The following is a 20,919-nucleotide window of genomic DNA, read 5'->3' as shown; positions in this document are numbered from 1 at the left end:
GGTCTCAGTCCTTCTTCCGCTTGCTCCGTCGTGACGCCGGAACGGTGCGGCCCACGATCACGGTACGCCGGGGTGCCTTCGCGGGCACGTCGTCCTTGCGGCCGCTGATCGCCCGGCGCACGCCGTACCCGAAGGCCGCGACCTTGACGAGGGGACCGCCGAACGTGGAGGCGACGGTGGTGGACAGTGCGGAGGCGTTGGAGGTGACCTCCTGGACGTCCGAGGCGATCGCGTCCACCCGGTCGATCTGGGTCTGTGCGGAGCGCACCGCCGAGGAGGCGTCCGCGAGCAGCGGGACGGCCTGGTCGGTCACGTCCGCCACCAGCTTGGTGGTCGCCCTGAGCGTCTGGGCCAGCCTCGCCAGCGCGACGGCGAGGAAGGAGACCAGGATCGCCCAGAAGACGGCCACCAGGATGCCGGCCACCTCTCCACCGGACACTGCGCACCCGCTCCCGTATACGTGCCTGAACATCGAAAAAGTCTGAGCCGAGCCTATCGCGCCCCGGGCGCGGCTCCGCACCGGATCACCGCCCCCGCGCGGGCCGCGTCCCACGGAGCGATCGCGCCGAGTTGCGCGGAGCGATTGTACGGACTGAATACGGTTCAGTACGCTCCGTGTTCTATGCGTGACGATCGGCTCTGCGACGGCAACCTGCCCCTCGAACCGGACGCGTTCGTGGGCCGCTCGGCCGAACTCGCCGCCCTCTGCGTGCTGCTGGACAGCTCGCGGCTGGTGACCGTGACCGGGCCCGCTGGTATCGGCAAGTCCCGGCTGGCGGCACGGGCGGTGTCGGGCAGAGGGGCCTGGCGCGTCGAGCTGGCGCCGGTGCGCGATCCGGAGTTCGTCGACTACGCGGTCGTGGACGCCCTCGGTCTGACGGACCACACCACACGGCTGCCGCGCGAGACGCTGCTCGCCCATCTGACCGGGCCGGGGCGTGAACTCCTGCTGGTTCTCGACGGGTTCGAGCATCTGGTGGCCGCCTGCGCCGAGCTGGTCGCCGATCTGCTGAGCCGGGTGCCGGGGCTCAGAGTGCTGGCCGTGGGACGCAGACCGCTGTCCCTGGCGGGCGAGCGGGTGTTCGCGCTGGGCCCCCTGGCCGAGGACGAGGCCGTGGAGCTCTTCGTCGACCGGGCGGCTCAGCAGGGTGTACCGGCCGCCGCCGATCCCGACGTACGAGAGCTGTGCCGGCGCCTCGACGGCATCCCGCTCGCCGTCGAGCTGGCCGCCGGCCGGTTGCGGGCCCTGTCCCCCGGTCAGTTGCTGGAACGGTTCGACGACCGGTTCGGGCTGCTGAGCGGCGGTGCGCGGGACGCTCTGCCGCGGCATCGGACGCTGCGTACGGCGATCGGCTGGAGCCATGAGCTGTGCACGCCCGAGGAGCGGCTGCTGTGGTCGCGGCTTTCGGTGTTCGCCGGGCCGTTCGACCTGGAGGCCGTGGAGTACGTGTGCGTCGGCGACGGGCTGGCCGAGGAGGACGTCCTCGACGTGCTGACGGAGCTGCTCGCGCAGTCGGTGGTCGGGCGCGAGGAGACCGCCACCGGGGTGCGCTACCGGATGCTCGACACGGTCCGCGCGTACGGCGCCGACTGGCTGGCGGCGACCGGGGACACGGACCGGCTGCGGCGGCGGCACCGCGACTGGTACCTGGGACTTGCGACCTGGTGCGAGCTGGACTGGTTCTCGCCGCGGCAGGCCGAGGTGGCCGCGCGGGTCGAGGCGGAACTGCCGAATCTGCGCCACGCCCTGGACCACTGCCTGGCCGATCCCGACGAGGCCCATCTGGGCCAGTACCTCGCGGGTTCCCTCTGGTTCTACTGGGCCGGCTGCGGGCGGCTCTCGGAGGGGCGGCACTGGCTGGAGCAGGCCGTGCGGCTGGAGTCCGACAACGAGCTGTCGCGGCTGAAGGCCCTGTGGGTGCTCGGCTATGTGGCGATCCTCCAGGGCGACAAGGTGCCCGCGCTGGCCGCGCTCCAGGAGTGCCGGGAGGAGGCGGAGCGCTCCGCGAACCCGACGGCGGTGGCGTACGCGGAGCATCGCACCGGCTGCCTCGCCCTGGTCACGGACGACATGCCCCGCGCGGAGAGGCTGCTGCGTTCGTCGCTGGCGCGCTACCAGGAGATCGGCGAGCTCAACAGCAATGTCCTGATGGGCCAGGTCGAGCTGGCGATGGCCCGCGCCTTCCAGGGCGACCTGCCGGAGGCGGTACGGCTGTGCGAGGACGTCCGGCGGATCTGCGAGGACCACGGCGAACGCTGGACCAGGACGTACGCGCTGTACGTCCTGGCGTACGCGGCCTGGAGCGCCGGCGAGCTGACGGACGCGCGCACGCTGCTCGCCGACTGCCTGGGCGCCGCCCACGCCTTCCACGACCTGCTCGGCTCGGTGCTGACCATCGAGCTGCTGGCCCTGGTCACGGCGGCTCAGGGCGATCCCGCCGAGGCCGCGGTGCTGCAGGGCGCGGCGGCCGCGATGTGGCCCTCGGTGGGGCTGCCGCTGTTCGGGTCGGCCCACTACAACGCCCCGCACGAGCTGTGCGAGGCGATGGCCCGTGAGCGGCTCGGGGACGAGCGGTACGAGGAGTCCGTACGGGCGGGGCGTCGGCTGGGCCGGGACGCGGCGGTGGCCCGCGCGCTGGGGCGGCCCCTGGATGCGCTGCCCGCGCCGCGCGGGACGGCACGGCATGCCCAGGGTGCGGCCGTCATGCAGCAACCCGCCGCCTCGCCCACCCGGAAGGGCGGGGAGACGGCGGGTTGAGGTGGTGCGTGTACTGCGTCCGGCTGGTGATCAGCGGGCGTAGTACTCGACGACGAGCTGCTCGTCGCAGATCACCGGGATCTCCTTGCGGTTCGGCTCACGGTCCAGGCGGAACGCCAGGGCCTTGAGGTTCACCTGGAGGTAGCGCGGGGTCTCACCCTCGGGGGCGAAGCCGCCCTCACGGGCGATGGAGAAGAGGGTCTTCTCACGGCTGCGCTCGCGGACCATCACGACGTCGTCGGGACGGACGCGGAAGGACGGCTTGTCGACCTTCTGACCGTTGACCTCGATGTGGCCGTGAACGACCATCTGGCGGGCCTGGTAGATCGTGCGGGCGATGCCCGAACGCAGGACCAGCGCGTCGAGACGACGCTCGAGCTCGATGATCAGGGCCTCACCGGTCTTGCCCTGCACCTTGGAGGCACGCTCGTAGGCGCGGACGAGCTGGCGCTCGGACACGTCGTACTGCGCACGCAGACGCTGCTTCTCGAGCAGACGGACCTTGTAGTCCGAGTTCTGCTTGCGGCCACGGCCGTGCTCACCCGGGGGGTAGGGACGGGCCTCGAAGTACTTGACGGCCTTCGGGGTCAGCGCGATGCCGAGGGCACGCGACTTCTTGACCTTGGGGCGGGACTGGTTCGCCACAATCTCTCATTTCTCAGTGTTCGGCTTGTCAGGGTTGTGGGAGGTCGCATCCGCAGCCGGGGAAACCCGCCGGGTCCGTCACCGGGCCTGGTGGGCAGCCGCTCCCCTGGTCTGGGCACATACGTGCAGCACGCGAGTGGCCCACCGACCGTTCTCACCATGCGATGAGTGGTGGTGGGCTGCCCGCGACACCAATCGAACGGTGCGCGACGCTCCTGGAGCCGGTCCGAGGACTGGGTCCTTTGACTGACTCCGGCTGACCGTCCCGTTCTGACAGCACGGGACACAGCACTTCGAGGGATTCTACAGGGCCCTCAGGACCGCTTGCGACCGAGGTGCTTCCTGGTCCACTCCACCGCGTCCGCGTACCGCGCCTCGGCGCCGTGCCTGGTCGGCGCGTAGTACTCGCGGTCCTTGAGGGCGTCCGGGGCGTACTGCTGCTCGGCGATGCCCTCGGGCAGGTCGTGCGGGTACACGTACCCCTGCGCGTGGCCGAGCTTGGCGGCGCCCTTGTAGTGCCCGTCGCGCAGATGCGGGGGTACGGAGCCGGCCAGTCCCTTGCGTACGTCCTCCATGGCGGCGCCGATCGCCATGGTCGCCGAGTTGGACTTGGGGGCGAGCGCGAGGGCGATGGTGGCGTGGCTGAGGGTGAGGGCGGCCTCGGGGAAGCCGATCATGGCGACGGCCTGGGCGGCGGCGACCGCTATCGGGAGGGCGCCCGGGTCGGCGAGGCCGATGTCCTCGCTGGCGGAGATCATCAGGCGGCGGGCGATGAAGCGGGGGTCCTCGCCGGCCTCGATCATGCGGGCCAGGTAGTGCAGGGCGGCGTCGACGTCGGAGCCCCTGATCGACTTGATGAGGGCGCTGGCGACGTCGTAGTGCTGGTCGCCGTCGCGGTCGTACTTCACGGCCGCGCGGTCGACCGTCTCCTCCAGTGTGGTGAGGGAGATCTCCGCCTCGCCCTTGTCGAGCGCGGCCCCGGCGGCGGCCTCCAGAGCGGTCAGGGCGCGCCGGGCGTCGCCGCCGGCGATCCGCAGGAGGTGGTCCTCGGTGTCCTCGGGGAGGGCGACGGCGTCCTTCAGGCCCCGCTCGTCGCTCAGTGCGCGCTTCAGCAGCCCTCGGACGTCGTCGTCCGTGAGGGGTTCGAGGGTGAGCAGCAGGGACCGGGAGAGCAACGGGGAGATCACCGAGAAGTAGGGGTTCTCGGTGGTCGCCGCGATCAGGGTCACCCAGCGGTTCTCGACGGCTGGGAGAAGGGAGTCCTGCTGGGCCTTGCTGAAGCGGTGGATCTCGTCGAGGAAGAGGACGGTCTCCTTGCCGTAGCCGCCGGTGGCGCGGCGGGCGCCGTCGATGACCGCGCGGACCTCCTTGACGCCCGCGGTGATCGCCGACAGTTCGACGAAGCGCTTGTTGGTGGCCTTGGAGACGACGTACGCCAGGGTGGTCTTGCCGGTGCCGGGCGGGCCCCACAGGATCACCGAGGACGGTCCGGCGGGGCCGCCCGCGCCCTCGCCGACGAGGCGGCGCAGGGGCGAGCCGGGCTTCAGCAGATGCTGCTGGCCCACCACCTCGTCGAGGGTGCGCGGGCGCATCCGCACCGCCAGGGGACTCCCCGCGGGGTCTTTCTCCTGGCGTTCTTCTGCGGCTGCGGTGAACAGGTCGGGCTCCACGCTCAAAACCCTAAATCACCGCACTGACAATCCCGTCGGGGCCTTGGAAAGCCCCGGGGGTCAGCTGGTCCAGAAGTCCCACCAGCGGGTCAGGATCAGCATGCCGATGATCCCGATGTGCAGGACCGGCAGGACCCAGGTGAACTCGCCGAAGAAGCTCTTCAGCCAGTGCGGGGCGGGGATGAAGCCGTTGCGCACGTTGAACGAGGTCACGTACCAGAACATGATGATCGTCGCGACCCAGGCCAGGGAGCACCACAGGCACAGGGCGTTGATGCGGTACAGCGACTGGAACATCAGCCAGGCGCAGAACGAGACACCGAAGAGGGTGCCGGCGTTGAAGGTCAGCCAGTACCAGCGCGGGAAGCGGGCGCGGGCCAGCAGGCTCATGCCGACGCAGATCACGATGCCGTAGGCGACGAGACCGAGCATCGGGTTGGGGAACCCGAAGACGGAGGCCTGGTCGGACTCCATCACGCTGCCGCAGGAGACGACGGGGTTCAGGCTGCAGCCGGGGGTGAAGGTCTTGCCCTCGACCTTGGCCTCGAGGAGCTTGAACTTGTCGATCGTGATGACCCACGCGGCGAGCAGGCCGGCCGCACCGGTCAGCAGCAGCATGATGGCGAAGGCGCGGCTGCCGCCCACCGACCTCGGCTCGGGGGCCGTGCGATCCGGCTCGGGCGAGGTGGAGACGCTCTTGACTGTGGTCTTGCTCATCACGCCGATTCCGTCTGCTTGAGAGTTGGACCTTCTTCGGGCAGGGGCCATTGTGCCGTACACGGGGCCGCGTCCACCGTTCGGTGGACATAAGGAAGTACGCCTGGTCGTCCCTGAGCGTTCGGTTCCGGCCGAGCCTCAAGGCATGACAACACACGCGAACGGACTCGCGGTGGACGTACGGGGGCTGCGCAAGCAGTACGGCGACGTGACCGCGGTCGACGGTATCGATCTCGGCATCGGCCGGGGCGAGGTGTTCGGCCTGCTCGGGCCCAATGGCGCGGGCAAGAGCACCACGGTGGAGATCCTCCAGGGCAACCGGAGCCGGGACGCGGGCGAGGTCCGTGTGCTCGGCTCGGACCCGGCGAGCGGCACGCGCGCGTGGCGTTCACGTGTCGGAATCGTCTGGCAGGACGAATCGGCGCCCGCCGAGTTGACCGTCCGCGAGACGGTGCGGCACTTCGCCCGCTACTACCCGAAGCCACGGGACCCCGAGGCGGTCATCGGCCTGGTGGGTCTGGAGGCGAAGGCGGACAGCCGCCTCAAGGCCCTCTCGGGCGGTCAGCGCCGCCGTCTGGACGTGGCGCTCGGGGTGATCGGCGACCCCGAACTCCTGCTCCTGGACGAGCCGACGACCGGCTTCGACCCGGCGGCCCGGCGCCAGTTCTGGGACCTGATCCGCACCCTGTCCGACGAGGGCACGACGATCCTCCTCACCACGCACTACCTGGAGGAGGCGGAGGCCCTGGCCGACCGCCTCGCCGTGGTCACCGCGGGCCGGATCGTCGCCGAGGGCACTCCGTCCGCCCTGCGGGAGCGGTACGGCACCGAGGCCACCGTCGAGTGGACCGAGCCGGACGGCTCCCCGCGCACCGAGCGCACGGCCACCCCGACCCGCACGGTCGCCGAGCTCATGCACCGCTTCGACGGCGAGATCCCGGGGCTGCGGGTGAGCCGCCCCACGCTGGAGGACGTCTACCTCCGGCTGACCGGACAGGAGGACGCACGATGACGACGACCGCCGTACGGCCAAGGGCCGACGCGCTCGCCGAGAAGCTGCCCGGTGCCTGGGGAATCGGCCTGCAGCGCGGCGCCCTGGAGATCAAACAGTTCTTCCGGCTCCGCGACCAGGTGGTGTTCACCTTCGCCTTCCCGGTCGTCTTCCTGTTCCTGTTCGCGTCGATCTTCGGCGACGACGTGGACGGCGCCGGCATCACGGCCTCACAGCTCTACGTCCCGGCGATGATGGCCGCGGGCATCATGTCGACGAGCTTCCAGTCCCTCGGCATCTCCATCGCCATCGAACGCGAGGAGAAGGTGCTGCGCCGGCTGCGCGGCACACCGATGCCGCCCGCCTCGTACTTCCTCGGCAAGATCTGGCTGGTTCTGGTGACGGGCCTGATGGAGACGGCGATCCTCCTCCTCGTGGGCACGACGCTCTACGACGTGGATCTGCCCTCGGACGCGACGCGCTGGTTCCACTTCGCCTGGATCTTCGTCCTCGGACTGACGGCCTGCGCCCTGCTCGGCATCGCGATCAGCTCGGTCCCCAAGTCCGGCAAGAGCGCGACCTCCGTGGTCGTACTGCCGTTCCTGGTCCTGCAGTTCATCTCCGGGGTGTACATCGCGATCGACACGATCCCCGACTGGATGCTGAACATCGGCGCCCTGTTCCCGCTGAAGTGGATGTGCCAGGGGCTGCGCGGGGTGTTCCTGCCGGACTCGGCGCAGATCCTCGAACAGACGGGCAGTTGGGAGTTCGGCCGTATCGCCCTGGTCCTGGCGGCCTGGTGCGTCGGAGGATTGGTGCTGTGTCTGCTGACCTTTCGGTGGAAGAACCGGCGCGAGGGATGAGGGACCGTTCCGGAGCCGGCGGCGGTGCCTACGCCTGGGAGCGCTCCTTCCGGCTCTGGGACACGTACTTCGCGCTGATCTGGGTGGCCACCCTGCTCTACGTGCTCGGCGCGGGAGAGCCGGGGTGGCCGGTCCGCGTGGCCGCCGCGGTGCTGCTGTCCCCGTTGATCCCGTTGTACGTGGTGGTGGGGCGCCCCATTCTCTGCGGTGATCCGCCGGACGAACGGCGGGCCCTCGCCTACCTGCTGACGATGCTGGCGCTGTTCCTGCCGTCGGCGATCCTCGTCGGCGAGACCCGTGTGATGACCTTCGCGCTGGTCCCGCAGTGCTTCATGACCCTGCGGATCCGGTGGGCACTGGCGACCGTCGCGGTGATCAACTTCCTGCCGGTGGCGGGCTGGGCGCTGCTGTGGTGGCCCAGCGGCCAGGACGTCTTCTTCAACGGGCTGTTCGCCGTGGTCTCGTTCATCTTCTCGGCGGCCATCGGAACCTGGATCATCCGCGTCATCGAGCAGAGCCAGGAGCGGGCCGAGCTGATCGCGGAGCTGGATGCGAGCCGGCACGAGGTGTCGCGGCTGTCGGCGGCCCACGGGGCGCTGGCCGAGCGCGAACGGATGGCGCGGGAGATCCACGACACGCTCGCCCAGGGCTTCACCAGTCTGCTGATGCTGGTCCAGGCGGTGGAGGCCGAGCTGGAGTGCGATGTTCCGCAGGCCCGCAGGCATCTCGCCCTGATGGACGAGACGGCTCGTCAGAACCTCGCCGAGGCCCGTGCGCTGGTCGCCGGGGCGGCGCCGGTCGACCTCGACGGTGCCTCGCTGCCGGACGCGTTCCGCCGCCTGGCCGCCCGCCACGAGGCGACGCTGGAGGTGACCGGGCCGGTGCGTCCCCTGTCGGCCGGTCCCGAGGTGGTGGCCCTGCGCTCCTGCCAGGAGGCGCTGTCGAACGCCCGCAAGCACGCGGGGAGTTCGGCCGCCGTCGGGATCGCCCTGGCGTACGCCGACTCGTCGCTCACCGTGTCCGTACGGGACGACGGCAACGGCTTCGACCCGTCCTCCGCGACCGACGGATACGGCCTGGCGGGGCTCCGCGCCCGGGCCGCGGAGGTCGGCGGGACTGCGATGATCCACAGCACGCCGGGAGACGGCACGACGGTGACCGTCCGGCTGCCAGTACCGCCTGTACCGCCCCTCGGGAGTTCCACATGATCCGGATCGTCCTGGCCGACGACCACCCCGTCGTACGGGAGGGGCTGCGGGCCATGCTGAGTGCCGAACCCGACCTCGACGTGATCGCCGACGCGGCCAGCGGACCGCAGGCCGAGGCCCTTGCGGCGGAGCTGCGGCCCGACATCTTGCTGATGGACCTGCGGATGCCGGGCGGCGGGGGTGTGGACTCGATCGAGCGGATGGCCGCGGCGGGACTGGGATGCCGGGTGATCGTCCTGACGACGTACGAGACCGACCGGGACATCCTGCGGGCCGTGGAGGCGGGGGCGGCGGGCTACCTGCTGAAGGACCTGCCCCGCGGTGAACTGGCGGACGCGGTACGGGCCGCCGCGCGTGGCGAGACCGTGCTGGCGCCGTCGGTGGCGGCCCGGCTGGTGGACCAGCTGCGGACCAGGCCGGAGCGGCCACGGCTGTCGGAGCGGGAGACGGCGGTGCTGCGGCTGGTGGCGGAGGGGTGCACCAACGCGGAGATCGGGCGACGGTTGTACATCGGGGAGTCGACGGTGAAGACGCACTTGCTGCGGGCGTTCGGGAAACTCGGCGTCGACGATCGGACCGCGGCGGTGACGAGTGCGATGCGGTTGGGGTTGCTGGACCGATGACGAAGGCGCCGGATACCTCGGAAGGCACCCGGCACCTCGCTCGCGCGTCGCACTCGTCGTACTAGCCGAGCCGGGCCTCCAGCTCCGCCACGATCTCGTTCACGCCGATCGCCGTCTGCTCGCCGGACTCCATGTCCTTGAGCTGGACCACACCCTCGGCGAGGTCGCGCTCACCGGCGACCACCGTGTAGCGGGCCCCGCTGCGGTTGGCGTTCTTCATCGCGCCCTTGAGCCCCTTGGCGCCGAAGGAGAAGTCGGCGGCGATACCGACCTTGCGGAGCTCGGTGACCTTGGCGAAGAGGACGCGGCGGGCCTCGTCGCCGAGCGGGACCGCGAAGACGCTGGTCGTGGAGGGGAGTTCGAGCTCGATGCCCTCCGCCTCCAGGGCCAGAACCGTGCGGTCGACACCCAGCGCCCAGCCCACCGACGGGAGTGCCGGGCCGCCGATCATCTCCGACAGGCCGTCGTAGCGGCCGCCGCCGCCCACCGCGGACTGGGAGCCCAGACCGTCGTGGACGAACTCGAAGGTCGTACGGGTGTAGTAGTCGAGGCCGCGGACCAGCTTGGGGTCGTCCTCGAAGGCGACGCCCGCCGCGGTGATCAGCTCGCGGACCTCCTCGTGGTACGCCTTGCAGGCGTCGCAGAGGTAGTCACGCAGGAGCGGGGCGTCGCCCAGCTGCTTCTGGACCGCCTCGCGCTTGTCGTCCAGGACCCGCAGCGGGTTGATCTCCGCGCGGCGCAGGGTCTCCTCGTCGAGGTCGAGCCCCCGGAGGAAGTTCTGCAGCGCCTCCCGGTACACCGGACGGCACTCCTTGTCGCCCAGGCTGTTCAGCAGGATGCGGAAGTCACGCAGGCCCAGCGAGCGGTACGCCTGGTCGGCGAGGATGATCAGCTCGGCGTCGATCGCCGGGTCCTCGGCACCGATCGCCTCGGCGCCGACCTGGGAGAAGTGCCGGTAACGGCCCTTCTGGGGGCGCTCGTAGCGGTAGTACGAGCCGGAGTACCAGAGCTTGACGGGGAGGTTGCCCGCCTTGTGCAGGTTCGCCTCCAGCGCCGCGCGCAGCACGGACGCCGTGCCCTCGGGGCGCAGGGCAAGCCTGTCGCCGCCCTTGGTCTCGAAGGCGTACATCTCCTTGGTCACGATGTCGGTGGACTCACCGACACCGCGCGCGAAGAGCTCCACGTTCTCGAAGCCGGGCGTCTCGATGTAGCCGTAGCCGGAGGTGCGCAGAGGCGAGGCGATCGCCTCGCGGACCGCCAGGAACTTGGCGCTGTCCGGCGGGATGAGGTCGTACGTGCCCTTGGGGGCCTTGAAGGTGCTCACGGAAGTCTCTCGTCACATTCCTCGTCGGGGAGGGGTGCTCGAACCCGCTCCCTGGCCGGCGGCCACCTGCCGCAGATACGGGTTGGTGGCGCGCTCCTGGCCGATGGTCGTCTGGGGGCCGTGGCCGGACAGCACCACGGTCGAGTCGTCGAGCGGCAGGCACACGCGGGCCAGCGAGTCGAGCATCTCGGCCATGTCACCGCCGGGCAGGTCGGTGCGTCCGATGGAGCCGGCGAAGAGCAGATCCCCGGAGAAGAAGACCGACGGGATGTCGGTCGTCTCGGGCATCTGGAAGGTCACCGACCCCTTGGTATGGCCCGGCGCGTGCGCGACGGAGAACTCCAGCCCGGCGAGCGCCAGCCGCGCGCCGTCGGTGAGCTCCTTCACGTCGTCCGGCTCCCCCACGGTCAGCTCGCCCATGAGCGGCATCCCGATGGAGCGGCCGAGCGCCTTCTCCGGGTCGGCCATCATGTACCGGTCCTCGGGGTGGATCCACGCCGGTACGTCGTGCGCACCGCAGACCGGGACGACCGAGGCCACATGGTCGATGTGGCCGTGGGTGAGGACGACGGCGACGGGCTTGAGCCGATGCTTCTTCAGCGCCTCTTCGACTCCCTGGGCGGCCTGATGGCCCGGGTCGATGATCACGCACTCCTCACCGGCGGCGGGGGCGACGAGATAACAGTTCGTCCCCCAGGCCCCGGCGGGGAACCCGGCAATGAGCACGATCGTCCTTCGTTGTGTCGATAAGTGCGGACTGAGGGCGGGCTTAAAAATCGGCTGCGCCTGTGGTCAGAGCCTACCGGCGCTGCCGTTTCCTCAGCGAACCCATATACGGTACGGGGCACACGCACGCGGTCGGCTCACAAGACGCAGGCGTCCCAGCAGGCGTACGAGACGCATGAGGAGAGAACCCGGTGGTCACCCAGGAACAGCGGAAGCGGCAGCTCGCCCGGGAGAAGTTTCTGCGGCAGCAGCAGCGGCGCACGGCCGCGCGGCGCAAGGCCCGCATGCGCAACTCCGTGATCGCGTCGGTGCTCGGCGTGATCCTGGTGGGCAGTCTCGCCCTCTACACGACCGGCGTCCTCAAGGACGACGGTGACGACAAGGCCAACGCGAGCGCCACCGCGGACACGACGCCCAGCGCCGTCGCGGATCCGTGCGAGAAGGCCGCGAAGGGCAAGGTCAAGACGGCGACGTGGAAGAAGGAGCCGTCGATGACCATCGACAAGGCGGCCTCCTACACGATGAAGCTCGCCACGACGTGCGGTGACATTGACATCGCGCTGAAGACGAAGGCGGCCCCGCACACCGTCAACTCGTTCAGTTTCCTCGCGTCGAAGGGCTACTTCGACCACACCAAGTGCCACCGGCTCACCACCAACGGCATCTACGTGCTGCAGTGCGGCGACCCGACGGGCAGCGGCAGCGGCGGTCCCGGCTACACGATCCCGGACGAGAACCTCAAGGACAAAAGCCTCAAGGACAACGTCTACCCGGCGGGCACCATCGCGATGGCGAACACCGGTCAGGCGCACACCGGCGGCAGCCAGTTCTTCCTCGTCTACCAGGACAGTCAGCTGCCGCCGAGCTACACACCGTTCGGTACCGTTTCCGAGTCCGGCATGACGGTCCTGAAGAAGATCGCCGCCGCGGGTGAGAGCACCGGAGCGGGCGACGGTGCCCCGAACGCGACGGTCGTGATCAACAAGGCGACTGTCACCAAATCCTGACCGCCAACTGCGAAATTTCGGTCGCGCGGGATGCGGACAGGCAACCCGCCGGTCGCCTATGTTGGCCGTGACGAAATTGTGGACGATGCCGGGGGCGCCGAAGCCCTTTGCAGGCATCATGTGGAGGAGGCGCTGTGAGCAGCGACCCGTGGGGCCGCGTCGACGAGACGGGGACCGTGTACGTGCGTACGGCCGACGGCGAGCAGGTCGTCGGATCCTGGCAGGCCGGCTCCCCTGAGGAGGCGCTGGCCTACTTCGAGCGCAAGTACGAGGGCCTGGTTGTCGAGATCGGCCTCCTCGAGAAGCGAGTGAAGACCACCGACCTGTCGGCGAAGGACGCGCAGGCCGCGATCGATCACATCCGTGAGCAGGTCGACGCCCATCACGCGGTCGGTGACCTGGACGCCCTCAAGGTGCGTCTGGACAAGCTCGTGGAGACCGTCGACAAGCGCCGCGAGGAGCGCAAGCAGCAGCGCGCGAAGCAGTCCGACGAGGCCCGGCACGCCAAGGAGGCACTGGTCGTCGAGGCCGAGGAGCTGGCGCAGTCCGACCAGTGGCGGGCGGCCGGTGAGCGGCTGCGGGCCCTGGTGGACACCTGGAAGGGTCTGCCGCGTCTGGACCGCAAGTCCGACGACGAGCTGTGGCACCGCTTCTCGCACGCCCGCTCGGCGTTCTCCAAGCGTCGCAAGGCGCACTTCGCGTCGCTGGACGCGCAGCGCGAGGAGGCCCGCAAGACCAAGGAACGGCTGGTCTCCGAGGCCGAGGCGCTGTCCGACTCCACCGACTGGGGGCCGACGGCCGCCCGCTACCGCGAGCTGATGGCGGAGTGGAAGGCCGCCGGCCGGGCCCAGCGCGAGCACGAGGACGACCTGTGGAACCGCTTCCGCGGCGCCCAGGACGTCTTCTTCGCCGCCCGCAGCTCGGTCTTCGCCGAGCGCGACGCCGAGCAGTCGGAGAACCTCAAGCTCAAGGAGGAGCTGGCCGAGGAGGCCGAGAAGATCCTCCCGGTCACCGACCTGAAGGCCGCGCGTGCCGCGTTCCGGCAGATCAACGAGCGCTGGGAGGCCATCGGCCACGTCCCGCGCGACGCGCGTCCCAAGGTCGAGGGCCGGATGCACGCCGTCGAGCGGGCGATCCAGGAGGCCGAGGAGGCCGAGTGGCGCCGGACGAACCCGGAGGCACGCGCGCGTGCCGCGGGTCTCACCGGTCAGCTCCAGGCCGCCGTGGACAAGCTCAAGGGCCAGATCGAGCAGGCCCGCGCCCAGGGCAACAACGCCCGCGCCGACAAGCTGGAGCGCGAGCTGGAGGGCCGCCAGGCCCTGCTGGACCAGGCTCTGAAGGGTCTGCAGGAGTTCGGCGGCTAGTGTCGCCTCTCCTACGACGAGAAGGGCCCCGTACATCACGTACGGGGCCCTTCTCGTCGTAGGACCTGCTAGGTGCGGTTGCGCGCCGACGTCACCCGGTAGACGTCGTAGACACCCTCCACGCCGCGTACCGCCTTCAGGACGTGGCCGAGGTGCTTCGGGTCGCCCATCTCGAAGGTGAAGCGGGAGGTGGCGACGCGGTCGCGGGAGGTCTGGACGGCCGCGGAGAGGATGTTGACGTGCTGGTCGGACAGGACGCGGGTGACGTCGGAGAGGAGCCGGGAGCGGTCCAGGGCCTCGACCTGGATGGCGACCAGGAAGACCGAGGACTGGGTGGGCGCCCACTCGACGTCGAGGATGCGCTCGGGTTCGCGGGACAGTGACTCCACGTTCACACAGTCACTGCGGTGAACCGATACGCCGCTACCGCGCGTGACGAAACCGATGATGGGGTCGCCGGGTACGGGGGTGCAGCAGCGGGCGAGCTTGACCCAGACGTCGTCGACGCCCTTGACCACGACGCCGGGGTCGGCGCTGGAGCGGCGCTTGCGGCCACGGCCGCGGGACGGCGGGACCGCCTCGTCGATCTCCTCGGTGGCCGCCTCCTCGCCGCCGAGCGCGGAGACCAGCTTCTGCACGACGTTCTGCGCGGAGACATGCCCCTCGCCGATCGCCGCGTACAGCGCGGAGATGTCGGGGTAGCGCATCTCGTGCGCGAGCGTGACCAGGGAGTCGCCGGTGAGGATGCGCTGGATCGGCAGGTTCTGCTTGCGCATCGCGCGGACGATGGCGTCCTTGCCCTGCTCGATGGCCTCGTCACGGCGCTCCTTGGAGAACCAGGCGCGGATCTTGTTGCGGGCCCGCGGGGACTTGACGAAGCCGAGCCAGTCGCGGGAGGGGCCTGCGCCGGCCGCCTTGGAGGTGAAGACCTCCACCAAGTCGCCGTTGTCCAGGGTGGATTCGAGCGGTACGAGGCGGCCGTTGACCCGCGCTCCTATCGTGCGGTGGCCGACCTCGGTGTGGACCGCGTAGCTGAAGTCGACCGGGGTGGCACCGGCGGGCAGCGCTATGACATCGCCCTTGGGGGTGAAGACGAAGACCTCGTTGCGTGACAGGTCGAAACGCAGGGACTCCAGGAACTCACCCGGGTCCTCGGTCTCCTTCTGCCAGTCGAGCAACTGGCGCAGCCACGCCATGTCGTTGAGGTGGTCGTCCTTGCCGGTGCTCTTGGGCGCGTCCGAGCGGACCTTGGAGGCACCGGCGACGGCCTCCTGCTTGTACTTCCAGTGCGCGGCGATGCCGTACTCGGCGCGGCGGTGCATGTCGAAGGTGCGGATCTGCAGTTCGACGGGCTTGCCGTTGGGGCCGATGACCGTGGTGTGCAGCGACTGGTACATGTTGAACTTGGGCATCGCGATGTAGTCCTTGAACCGCCCCGGAACCGGGTTCCAGCGGGCGTGGACGGTGCCCAGGGCCGCGTAGCAGTCCCTGACGGTGTCCACGAGGACTCGGATGCCGACCAGGTCGTAGATCTCCGCGAAGTCACGGCCGCGGACGATCATCTTCTGGTAGACGCTGTAGTAGTGCTTGGGGCGGCCGGTGACGGTCGCCTTGATGCGGGCCGCGCGCAGATCCTGCTGCACCTCGTCGGTCACTATGGCGAGGTACTCGTCGCGCTTCGGCGCCCGCTCGGCCACCAGACGCACGATCTCGTCGTACATCTTGGGGTAGAGGATCGCGAAGGCGAGGTCCTCCAGCTCCCACTTGATGGTGTTCATGCCCAGGCGGTGGGCGAGCGGCGCGTAGATCTCGAGGGTCTCGCGCGCCTTCTTCTCCTGCTTCTCGCGCTTGAGGTAGCGCATGGTGCGCATGTTGTGGAGGCGGTCGGCGAGCTTGATGACCAGGACGCGGGGGTCCTTGGCCATGGCGACGACCATCTTGCGCACGGTCTCGGCCTGGGCGGCCTCGCCGAACTTGACCTTGTCGAGCTTGGTGACGCCGTCGACGAGGAGGGCTACCGAGTCGCCGAAGTCACGGCGCAGCTGGTCGAGGCCGTACTCGGTGTCCTCGACCGTGTCGTGGAGGAGGCCCGCCATGAGGGTGGCCGGGTCCATGCCGAGCTCGGCGAGGATCGTGGTCACCGCGAGGGGGTGGGTGATGTACGGGTCGCCGCTCTTACGCTTCTGGCCGCGGTGCCAGCGCTCGGCGACCTGGTAGGCCGTCTCGATCTTGCGGAGGGTCGCGGTCTCGATCTTCGGGTCGTTGCTGCGCACTATCCGCAGCAGGGGCTCCAGGACCGGGTTGTACGGGTTGGAGCGCTGGACACCGAGGCGGGCGAGACGGGCGCGGACTCGGTTGGAGGAGCCGGAGCGGGCGGGCTGGCCCGCGGGCGGGCGGACCGCGGCGGGCGTGGACGCGGGTGCGGGGCGCTCGGGCGGGGCCGGCTTGGGACGCGGCTGCTCGGCCGCCCTGTCGACGGGCGCGGACTGGGCGTGCGCGTGCTCGACCGAGCCCTGCGCGGTGTTCTTCGCGCTCGGCGCGGGCGTGGCCGCGGCTCCCGAGGCGGGCTCGGGCTTGGCGGCGGTCAGTGGCTGGGCCTCGTCTGGCAAGAGGACTCCTCGTGCGCGAACCGGGTCCCCCGATCAGGCTCCGGAGACCCCATGGTAGCGATCCTGCGGCTCGGGATCCCCTTCAGGCCGGTGTGAGGGACGTCTACCGGTGAAACGTGAGGGGCTGCCTCCGGCATTCCGAGGGCCGTCCGTGGGCTGTCCGCGGGGGCGCGAAACGGCCGCCCCGGATGTACCGGGACGGCCGTTTCGGTAAGGCCTGTGTCGGTCTCAGACCACCAGCAGCGCTTCCAGCGGAGCGCCCTCCAGGGCCGGTTCCAGACGGGGGCGGCCCGCCAGGAAGCCGAGCTCCATGAGGACCGCGAGGCCGGACACCTGGGCGCCCGCCCTGCGGATCAGCTGGATCGCGGCCTCTGCCGTGCCGCCCGTGGCCAGGACGTCGTCGACGATCAGGACGCGGTCCTCGGCCGACAGGTCCTCCGCGTGGACCTCGATCTCCGCCGAGCCGTACTCCAGGTCGTACGCCTGGGCGAGGGTCGCTCCGGGGAGCTTGCCCGCCTTGCGGACGGGGATGAAGCCCAGGCCCGCGCGGACGGCGACCGGGGCGCCGAGGATGAAGCCGCGGGCCTCCAGGCCGACGACCTTGGTGGCGCCGGTGCGCTCGGCGATCTCCGCGAGGGCGTCCGTGAGCGCGGTGAACGCGGCCGGGTCCGCCAGGAGCGGGGTGATGTCCTTGAACATCACGCCCGGCTCCGGGTAGTCGGCCACATCGCGGATGCGGCTGAGCAGCAGCTCCTTGATGTCGGTCATCGACGCTTCCCCGAGGGTCGGCCACGGCCCCGGCTGCGCGAGGCGGGCTGGGAGCGCGGGCCGACGACCGCGTGGGCGTCCTCCGGCTCCTCGTCGTCGTGCGGGGTCTCGTCCCGGGCCTCCGCGAGCTCCTCCTCGGCGCCGGCCTGGGCGCGCTTGGCCAGGACCCGCTTCTTGAGGGCCTTCATCTGCGGCTCGAGTTCCTTGAGGTCGGCGACGAGCGGCGTGGCGATGAAGATCGAGGAGTACGCACCGGCGGCGAGACCGACGAACAGCGACAGCGAGATGTCGTTGAGCGTGCCCGCGCCGAGGAAGCCGCCACCGATGAACAGCAGGCCCGCCACCGGCAGCAGCGCGACCACCGTGGTGTTGATCGAGCGGACCAGGGTGCCGTTGATCGAGCGGTTGGCGATGTCGCTGTAGGTCCAGCGGTTCTGCTTGGTGATGTCCTTCGTCTGCTCCTTGAGGGAGTCGAAGACGACCACCGTGTCGTAGAGCGAGTAACCGAGGATGGTCAGCAGACCGATCACCGTGCCCGGCGTGACCTCGAAGCCCACCAGGGCGTAGATGCCGACGGTGATGGTGATGTCGTGGATCAGTGCGACGAGCGCCGCGACGGCCATGCGCCACTCGAAGGCGATCGCGAGATAGATCACCACCAGGATCATGAAGATCACCAGGCCCTGCCAGGCCTTGTTGGCGATCTGGTCACCCCAGGTGGCGCCGACGAGGTCGGCGGCGATCTTCTCCGGGTCGACCTTGAAGTCCTCGGCCAGCTGGTTCTTGATCTGGTCGGACTGGGCGGTGTCCATGCCGGCGATCTGAATGCGCAGCGTGCCGTTACCGAGCTTCTGCACGACCGCCGGGTGGCCGGAGGCCTCTTCCGCGTACGTCTCGGCCTGGGAGACGGAGACGGACGTCTTCTCGGTCGTGAAGACGGCACCGCCCTGGAAGTCGATGCCCATGTTCAGGCCGCGCACCGCCAGGCCGACGATGGCCGTGATGGTGATCAGGATCGAGATGCCGTACCAGAGCTTGCGGTGGCCGACGAAGTCGTAGCTGACCTCGCCTCGGTGCAGTCGGGCGCCGAGATTGCCGAGTTTCGACATGCTCACGCCTCCTTCGTCTGGGCGGGGGCGGCGGGACGGCGGGTGCGGCGCAGCGGCGGCTTGGCACCCAGGCTCTTCGGGTCGAGGCCGGACCACTTGCTGCCGCTCGCGAAGAACTTCCGGCGGGCCAGCAGCGTCATCAGCGGCTTGGTGAAGAAGAAGACCACGACGACGTCGAGGACGGTGGTCAGACCGAGCGTGAACGCGAAGCCCTGGACCTTGCCGACGGTGACGATGAAGAGCACCGCGGCGGCGAGGAACGACACGAAGTCGGAGACCAGGATGGTGCGTCGGGCCCGCGGCCAGGCCCGCTCGACGGCGGGACGCAGGGAGCGGCCCTCGCGGATCTCGTCCCGGATGCGTTCGAAGTACACGATGAACGAGTCCGCGGTGATACCGATGGCGACGATCGCACCGCACACGGCCGGCAGGTTCAGCGCGAAGCCGATGGCCGGGCCGAGCAGCGCCATGAGCACATAGGTCAGGATGCCGGAGACGAGCAGCGAGGCGATCGCGACGAGCGACAGACCACGGTAGTAGAACACCAGGTACAGGACGACGAGCGCGAGGCCGATCGCACCGGCGAGCAGACCGGCGTGCAGCTGGTCGGTGCCGAGCGCGGCGGTCACCGTGGTCACGCTCTGCTCCTGGAAGGAGAGCGGGAGCGCGCCGTACGACAGCATGTTGGCGAGGCCCTGGGCCTCATCCTGCGTGAAGCTGCCGGAGATCTGGGCCTGGCCGCCGGTGATGGACTGGCTGACGTACGGGCTGGAGACGACCTCACCGTCGAGGACGATGCCGAACTCGTTCTGCGGCTGGGTGTTCTGGGCCAGCTTGGCGGTGATGTCGGCGAACTTCTTGGCACCGCTCTTGTTGAAGTCCATCGTGACCTGCCAGCCGGCGGCGGTCTGCGTGTCGTAGACGGCCTGGGCCTTGTCGACCTCGGTGCCGGCGACGGCGGCCGGGCCGAGCAGGTACTTGTACCAGACGCCCTGGATCTCGCCGCAGCCCACGGTGGAGTCCTCGGGCTTGGCGCCCTCGCCGGCCTTGGTGCGCTGCGACTGCTTGGAGCAGTCGAGAGCGGTGAACGCGGCCTGGACCTCGGCGTCGGAGGAGGTGCCGGCGCTGCTGCTCGCGGACGGCGACGGGGAACCGGAGGCGCTCGCGGACGCGGAGGGCGACTCGGTGGCGTCCGCCTTCAGGGCGTCGGTGACGGCGCGGCCCTGCGAGGTGGCGGAGGACGACGGGCTCGCGGACGAGGAGGAGGTCGCCTTCTCACCGCCGACGGAGGCGCTCTCGGACGGGCTCGGCGAGCCACTGGGGGAACCGCTGGAGGAGGCGCTCGCGCTCGGCGAGGCCGTGCCGGCGGGGGCTCCGGTGGCCTCCTGGGCCAGCACCGGGCGGAAGTACAGCTTGGCGGTGGTGCCGACCTGGTCCCGGGCTTCCTTGGAGTTGGTGCCCTTGGGGATGTTGACGATGATGTTGCGATCGCCCTGGGTCTGCACCTCCGCCTCGGAGACGCCGAGGCCGTTGACACGGCGGTTCATGATCTCGACCGCGGTGTCCATGTTGGCCTTGTTGATCGCCGAGCCTTGGTCGGCCTTCGCCTCGAGCGTGATGCTCGTACCGCCGGCCAGGTCGATGCCCAGGCGCGGGGTGGTGTGCCCGGAGAGGAACATTCCCCCGGTGAGCGCCACGATGGCGATCAGGATCAGGGCCAGCGAGCGCCCTGGCTTGCTCTGGGCGCTCGCGCTCCGGCCCCTCTTAGGTGCTGCCACCTTCTCGTACTCCCTCTCGGGCCGCTGCGCGCCGGGTCTGCGGGCGGGCGGCCATGACATGGTGTCGATCCCGTGCGAGCTGCGTACGTCCGAGGGCGCGCAGGCGTGGCCCGCGCGCCCCGGGTACGACTACTTCGCGTCGGAGTCGCCGTCGGTCTTCTTCGGCTCGTCGTCCTTCTTCGCCTCGGCGGCCTCGTCGGCGTCGGCCTTCGCGGCCTCGTCGGCGGGCTCGTCCTTCTTGCCGAGGTCGACGGACTTCTCGTCGGAGGCGGCGGCAGCTTCGTCGTCGGACTCGTCGGTCTCGGTGAGGGAGGAGGCGTCGTCGGGGACGACGTCGGTCTTCAGGTCGTGCTCGATGCCGTGGACGATGCGGTTGTACTCGTCGTCCGTCAGGACGGCACCGATCGCGTTCTTCGCGAAGAGGAGCTCGACGCCCGGACCGGCGTCGACGAGGACCGTGTCGTCGTTGACCTCCTTGACCGTGGCGTACATGCCCCCGATGGTGCGGATACCACTGCCGGGCTGCATCTGGTTCCGCATGTCGGCGGCCTGCTGCTGCTTCTTCTTCGCCGACCGGGTCATCAGGAACATGGCCCCGATGAGCACGATGAACGGGAGGAGGGTCACGAGACTCACGGGTCGGTACTTCCTTCACGCGACCGCGGTGCTGAGCGGCCTGATGGTTGGGGGTATGTGCGCCGCCGACAAAGGCGGCATCGGCGGAGTCTAAGCGAGTCCGCGCGCATGGAACAACGCTCA

At 69.9% G+C, this 20,919-nt stretch carries 18 protein-coding genes; 7 read left to right on the top strand and 11 right to left on the bottom strand.

The genetic code is table 11. The features are described from left to right. Positions 1–4: 4 nt before the first annotated feature. On the bottom strand, positions 5–472 hold the full coding sequence (locus PH203_RS10885) for a DUF948 domain-containing protein (protein WP_289919115.1): 468 nt from the start codon (positions 470–472) through the stop codon (positions 5–7). A 150-nt stretch (positions 473–622) separates the two neighbouring features. Here PH203_RS10885 and PH203_RS10880 point away from each other — a divergent pair, with 150 nt between their 5' ends. Next, positions 623–2,758, top strand: coding sequence for a regulator (locus tag PH203_RS10880; protein WP_289919112.1), 2,136 nt, complete (start codon positions 623–625; stop codon positions 2,756–2,758). Between the two features lie 30 nt (positions 2,759–2,788). Here the strand turns inward: PH203_RS10880 and rpsD are convergent, their stop codons facing one another. The 3 genes from rpsD to PH203_RS10865 all read right to left on the bottom strand — a co-directional run bounded on the left by rpsD (position 2,789) and on the right by PH203_RS10865 (position 5,790). Then, positions 2,789–3,403, bottom strand: a complete 615-nt coding sequence (gene rpsD, locus PH203_RS10875) for a 30S ribosomal protein S4 (RefSeq protein WP_015661793.1) — start codon at positions 3,401–3,403, stop codon at positions 2,789–2,791. Between the two features lie 314 nt (positions 3,404–3,717). Next, a complete protein-coding gene (locus PH203_RS10870) occupies positions 3,718–5,073 on the bottom strand; it encodes a replication-associated recombination protein A (RefSeq protein WP_289919104.1) in 1,356 nt (451 codons plus the stop codon). Positions 5,074–5,133: 60 nt separating this feature from the next. Continuing rightward, positions 5,134–5,790: a vitamin K epoxide reductase family protein gene (locus PH203_RS10865; protein ID WP_289919103.1), complete on the bottom strand. Its 657-nt coding sequence runs from the start codon at positions 5,788–5,790 to the stop codon at positions 5,134–5,136. 145 nt (positions 5,791–5,935) lie between these two features. Here PH203_RS10865 and PH203_RS10860 point away from each other — a divergent pair, with 145 nt between their 5' ends. From PH203_RS10860 to PH203_RS10845, 4 genes are read left to right on the top strand one after another with little or no spacing between them, the layout of a single operon-like run. Further along, positions 5,936–6,802: an ABC transporter ATP-binding protein gene (locus tag PH203_RS10860; RefSeq protein ID WP_289919101.1), complete on the top strand. Its 867-nt coding sequence runs from the start codon at positions 5,936–5,938 to the stop codon at positions 6,800–6,802. Next, positions 6,799–7,644: an ABC transporter permease gene (locus PH203_RS10855; protein WP_289919098.1), complete on the top strand. Its 846-nt coding sequence runs from the start codon at positions 6,799–6,801 to the stop codon at positions 7,642–7,644. The genes PH203_RS10860 and PH203_RS10855 overlap by 4 nt, the downstream gene beginning before the upstream one ends. Continuing rightward, the gene (locus PH203_RS10850) at positions 7,641–8,852 is read left to right on the top strand and encodes a sensor histidine kinase (RefSeq protein ID WP_289919097.1); all 1,212 of its coding nucleotides are present in this window, start codon (positions 7,641–7,643) and stop codon (positions 8,850–8,852) included. The genes PH203_RS10855 and PH203_RS10850 overlap by 4 nt, the downstream gene beginning before the upstream one ends. Further along, positions 8,849–9,475, top strand: coding sequence for a response regulator transcription factor (locus PH203_RS10845; RefSeq protein ID WP_289919095.1), 627 nt, complete (start codon positions 8,849–8,851; stop codon positions 9,473–9,475). Before PH203_RS10850 ends, PH203_RS10845 begins: the two co-directional genes overlap by 4 nt. A gap of 61 nt (positions 9,476–9,536) precedes the next feature. Here PH203_RS10845 and hisS read toward each other — a convergent pair whose 3' ends face one another. Further along, complete coding sequence (hisS, locus tag PH203_RS10840) at positions 9,537–10,799, bottom strand: histidine--tRNA ligase (protein ID WP_289919094.1); 1,263 nt, start codon at positions 10,797–10,799, stop codon at positions 9,537–9,539. Positions 10,800–10,811: 12 nt separating this feature from the next. Continuing rightward, positions 10,812–11,525, bottom strand: coding sequence for an MBL fold metallo-hydrolase (locus PH203_RS10835; protein WP_289919090.1), 714 nt, complete (start codon positions 11,523–11,525; stop codon positions 10,812–10,814). Positions 11,526–11,716: 191 nt separating this feature from the next. Between PH203_RS10835 and PH203_RS10830 the strand changes: the two genes are divergently transcribed. Together PH203_RS10830 and PH203_RS10825 are read left to right on the top strand one after the other, a co-directional pair. Continuing rightward, a complete protein-coding gene (locus tag PH203_RS10830; RefSeq protein ID WP_289919087.1) occupies positions 11,717–12,532 on the top strand; it encodes a peptidylprolyl isomerase in 816 nt (271 codons plus the stop codon). Positions 12,533–12,666: 134 nt separating this feature from the next. Next, the gene (locus PH203_RS10825) at positions 12,667–13,896 is read left to right on the top strand and encodes a DUF349 domain-containing protein (RefSeq protein WP_289919085.1); all 1,230 of its coding nucleotides are present in this window, start codon (positions 12,667–12,669) and stop codon (positions 13,894–13,896) included. A 68-nt stretch (positions 13,897–13,964) separates the two neighbouring features. On the opposite strand, the gene PH203_RS10820 is transcribed toward PH203_RS10825, so the two are convergent. The 5 genes from PH203_RS10820 to yajC form a co-directional block, all read right to left on the bottom strand. Beyond that, a complete protein-coding gene (locus tag PH203_RS10820) occupies positions 13,965–16,505 on the bottom strand; it encodes a bifunctional (p)ppGpp synthetase/guanosine-3',5'-bis(diphosphate) 3'-pyrophosphohydrolase (protein WP_289919084.1) in 2,541 nt (846 codons plus the stop codon). 228 nt (positions 16,506–16,733) lie between these two features. After that, positions 16,734–17,273 (bottom strand): adenine phosphoribosyltransferase, encoded by a 540-nt coding sequence (locus PH203_RS10815; protein ID WP_289919082.1) that lies wholly within the window; start codon positions 17,271–17,273, stop codon positions 16,734–16,736. Further along, positions 17,270–18,382, bottom strand: coding sequence for a protein translocase subunit SecF (gene secF / locus PH203_RS10810; RefSeq protein WP_289919081.1), 1,113 nt, complete (start codon positions 18,380–18,382; stop codon positions 17,270–17,272). Before secF ends, PH203_RS10815 begins: the two co-directional genes overlap by 4 nt. Positions 18,383–18,384: 2 nt before the next feature. Beyond that, positions 18,385–20,160 (bottom strand): protein translocase subunit SecD, encoded by a 1,776-nt coding sequence (secD, locus tag PH203_RS10805; protein ID WP_289919454.1) that lies wholly within the window; start codon positions 20,158–20,160, stop codon positions 18,385–18,387. Positions 20,161–20,289: 129 nt separating this feature from the next. Continuing rightward, positions 20,290–20,796: a preprotein translocase subunit YajC gene (yajC, locus tag PH203_RS10800; RefSeq protein ID WP_289919079.1), complete on the bottom strand. Its 507-nt coding sequence runs from the start codon at positions 20,794–20,796 to the stop codon at positions 20,290–20,292. Between the last annotated feature and the right edge of the window lie 123 nt (positions 20,797–20,919).

The organism is Streptomyces sp. S.PB5, assembly GCF_030403745.1.
In the GTDB taxonomy this organism is placed as follows: Bacteria; Actinomycetota; Actinomycetes; order Streptomycetales; family Streptomycetaceae; genus Streptomyces.
Note: the sequence above shows the minus strand (reverse complement) of the source record. Positions and strands in the feature narration are given on the sequence as shown.

Coding starts and splice junctions, on each gene's coding strand:
- PH203_RS10885 (WP_289919115.1), bottom strand. CDS start 472: ATGTTCAGGCACGTATACGGGAGCGGGTGCGCAGTGTCCGGTGGAGAG.
- PH203_RS10880 (WP_289919112.1), top strand. CDS start 623: ATGCGTGACGATCGGCTCTGCGACGGCAACCTGCCCCTCGAACCGGAC.
- PH203_RS10865 (WP_289919103.1), bottom strand. CDS start 5,790: ATGAGCAAGACCACAGTCAAGAGCGTCTCCACCTCGCCCGAGCCGGAT.
- PH203_RS10860 (WP_289919101.1), top strand. CDS start 5,936: ATGACAACACACGCGAACGGACTCGCGGTGGACGTACGGGGGCTGCGC.
- PH203_RS10855 (WP_289919098.1), top strand. CDS start 6,799: ATGACGACGACCGCCGTACGGCCAAGGGCCGACGCGCTCGCCGAGAAG.
- PH203_RS10850 (WP_289919097.1), top strand. CDS start 7,641: ATGAGGGACCGTTCCGGAGCCGGCGGCGGTGCCTACGCCTGGGAGCGC.
- PH203_RS10845 (WP_289919095.1), top strand. CDS start 8,849: ATGATCCGGATCGTCCTGGCCGACGACCACCCCGTCGTACGGGAGGGG.
- PH203_RS10815 (WP_289919082.1), bottom strand. CDS start 17,273: ATGACCGACATCAAGGAGCTGCTGCTCAGCCGCATCCGCGATGTGGCC.
- secF (WP_289919081.1), bottom strand. CDS start 18,382: ATGTCGAAACTCGGCAATCTCGGCGCCCGACTGCACCGAGGCGAGGTC.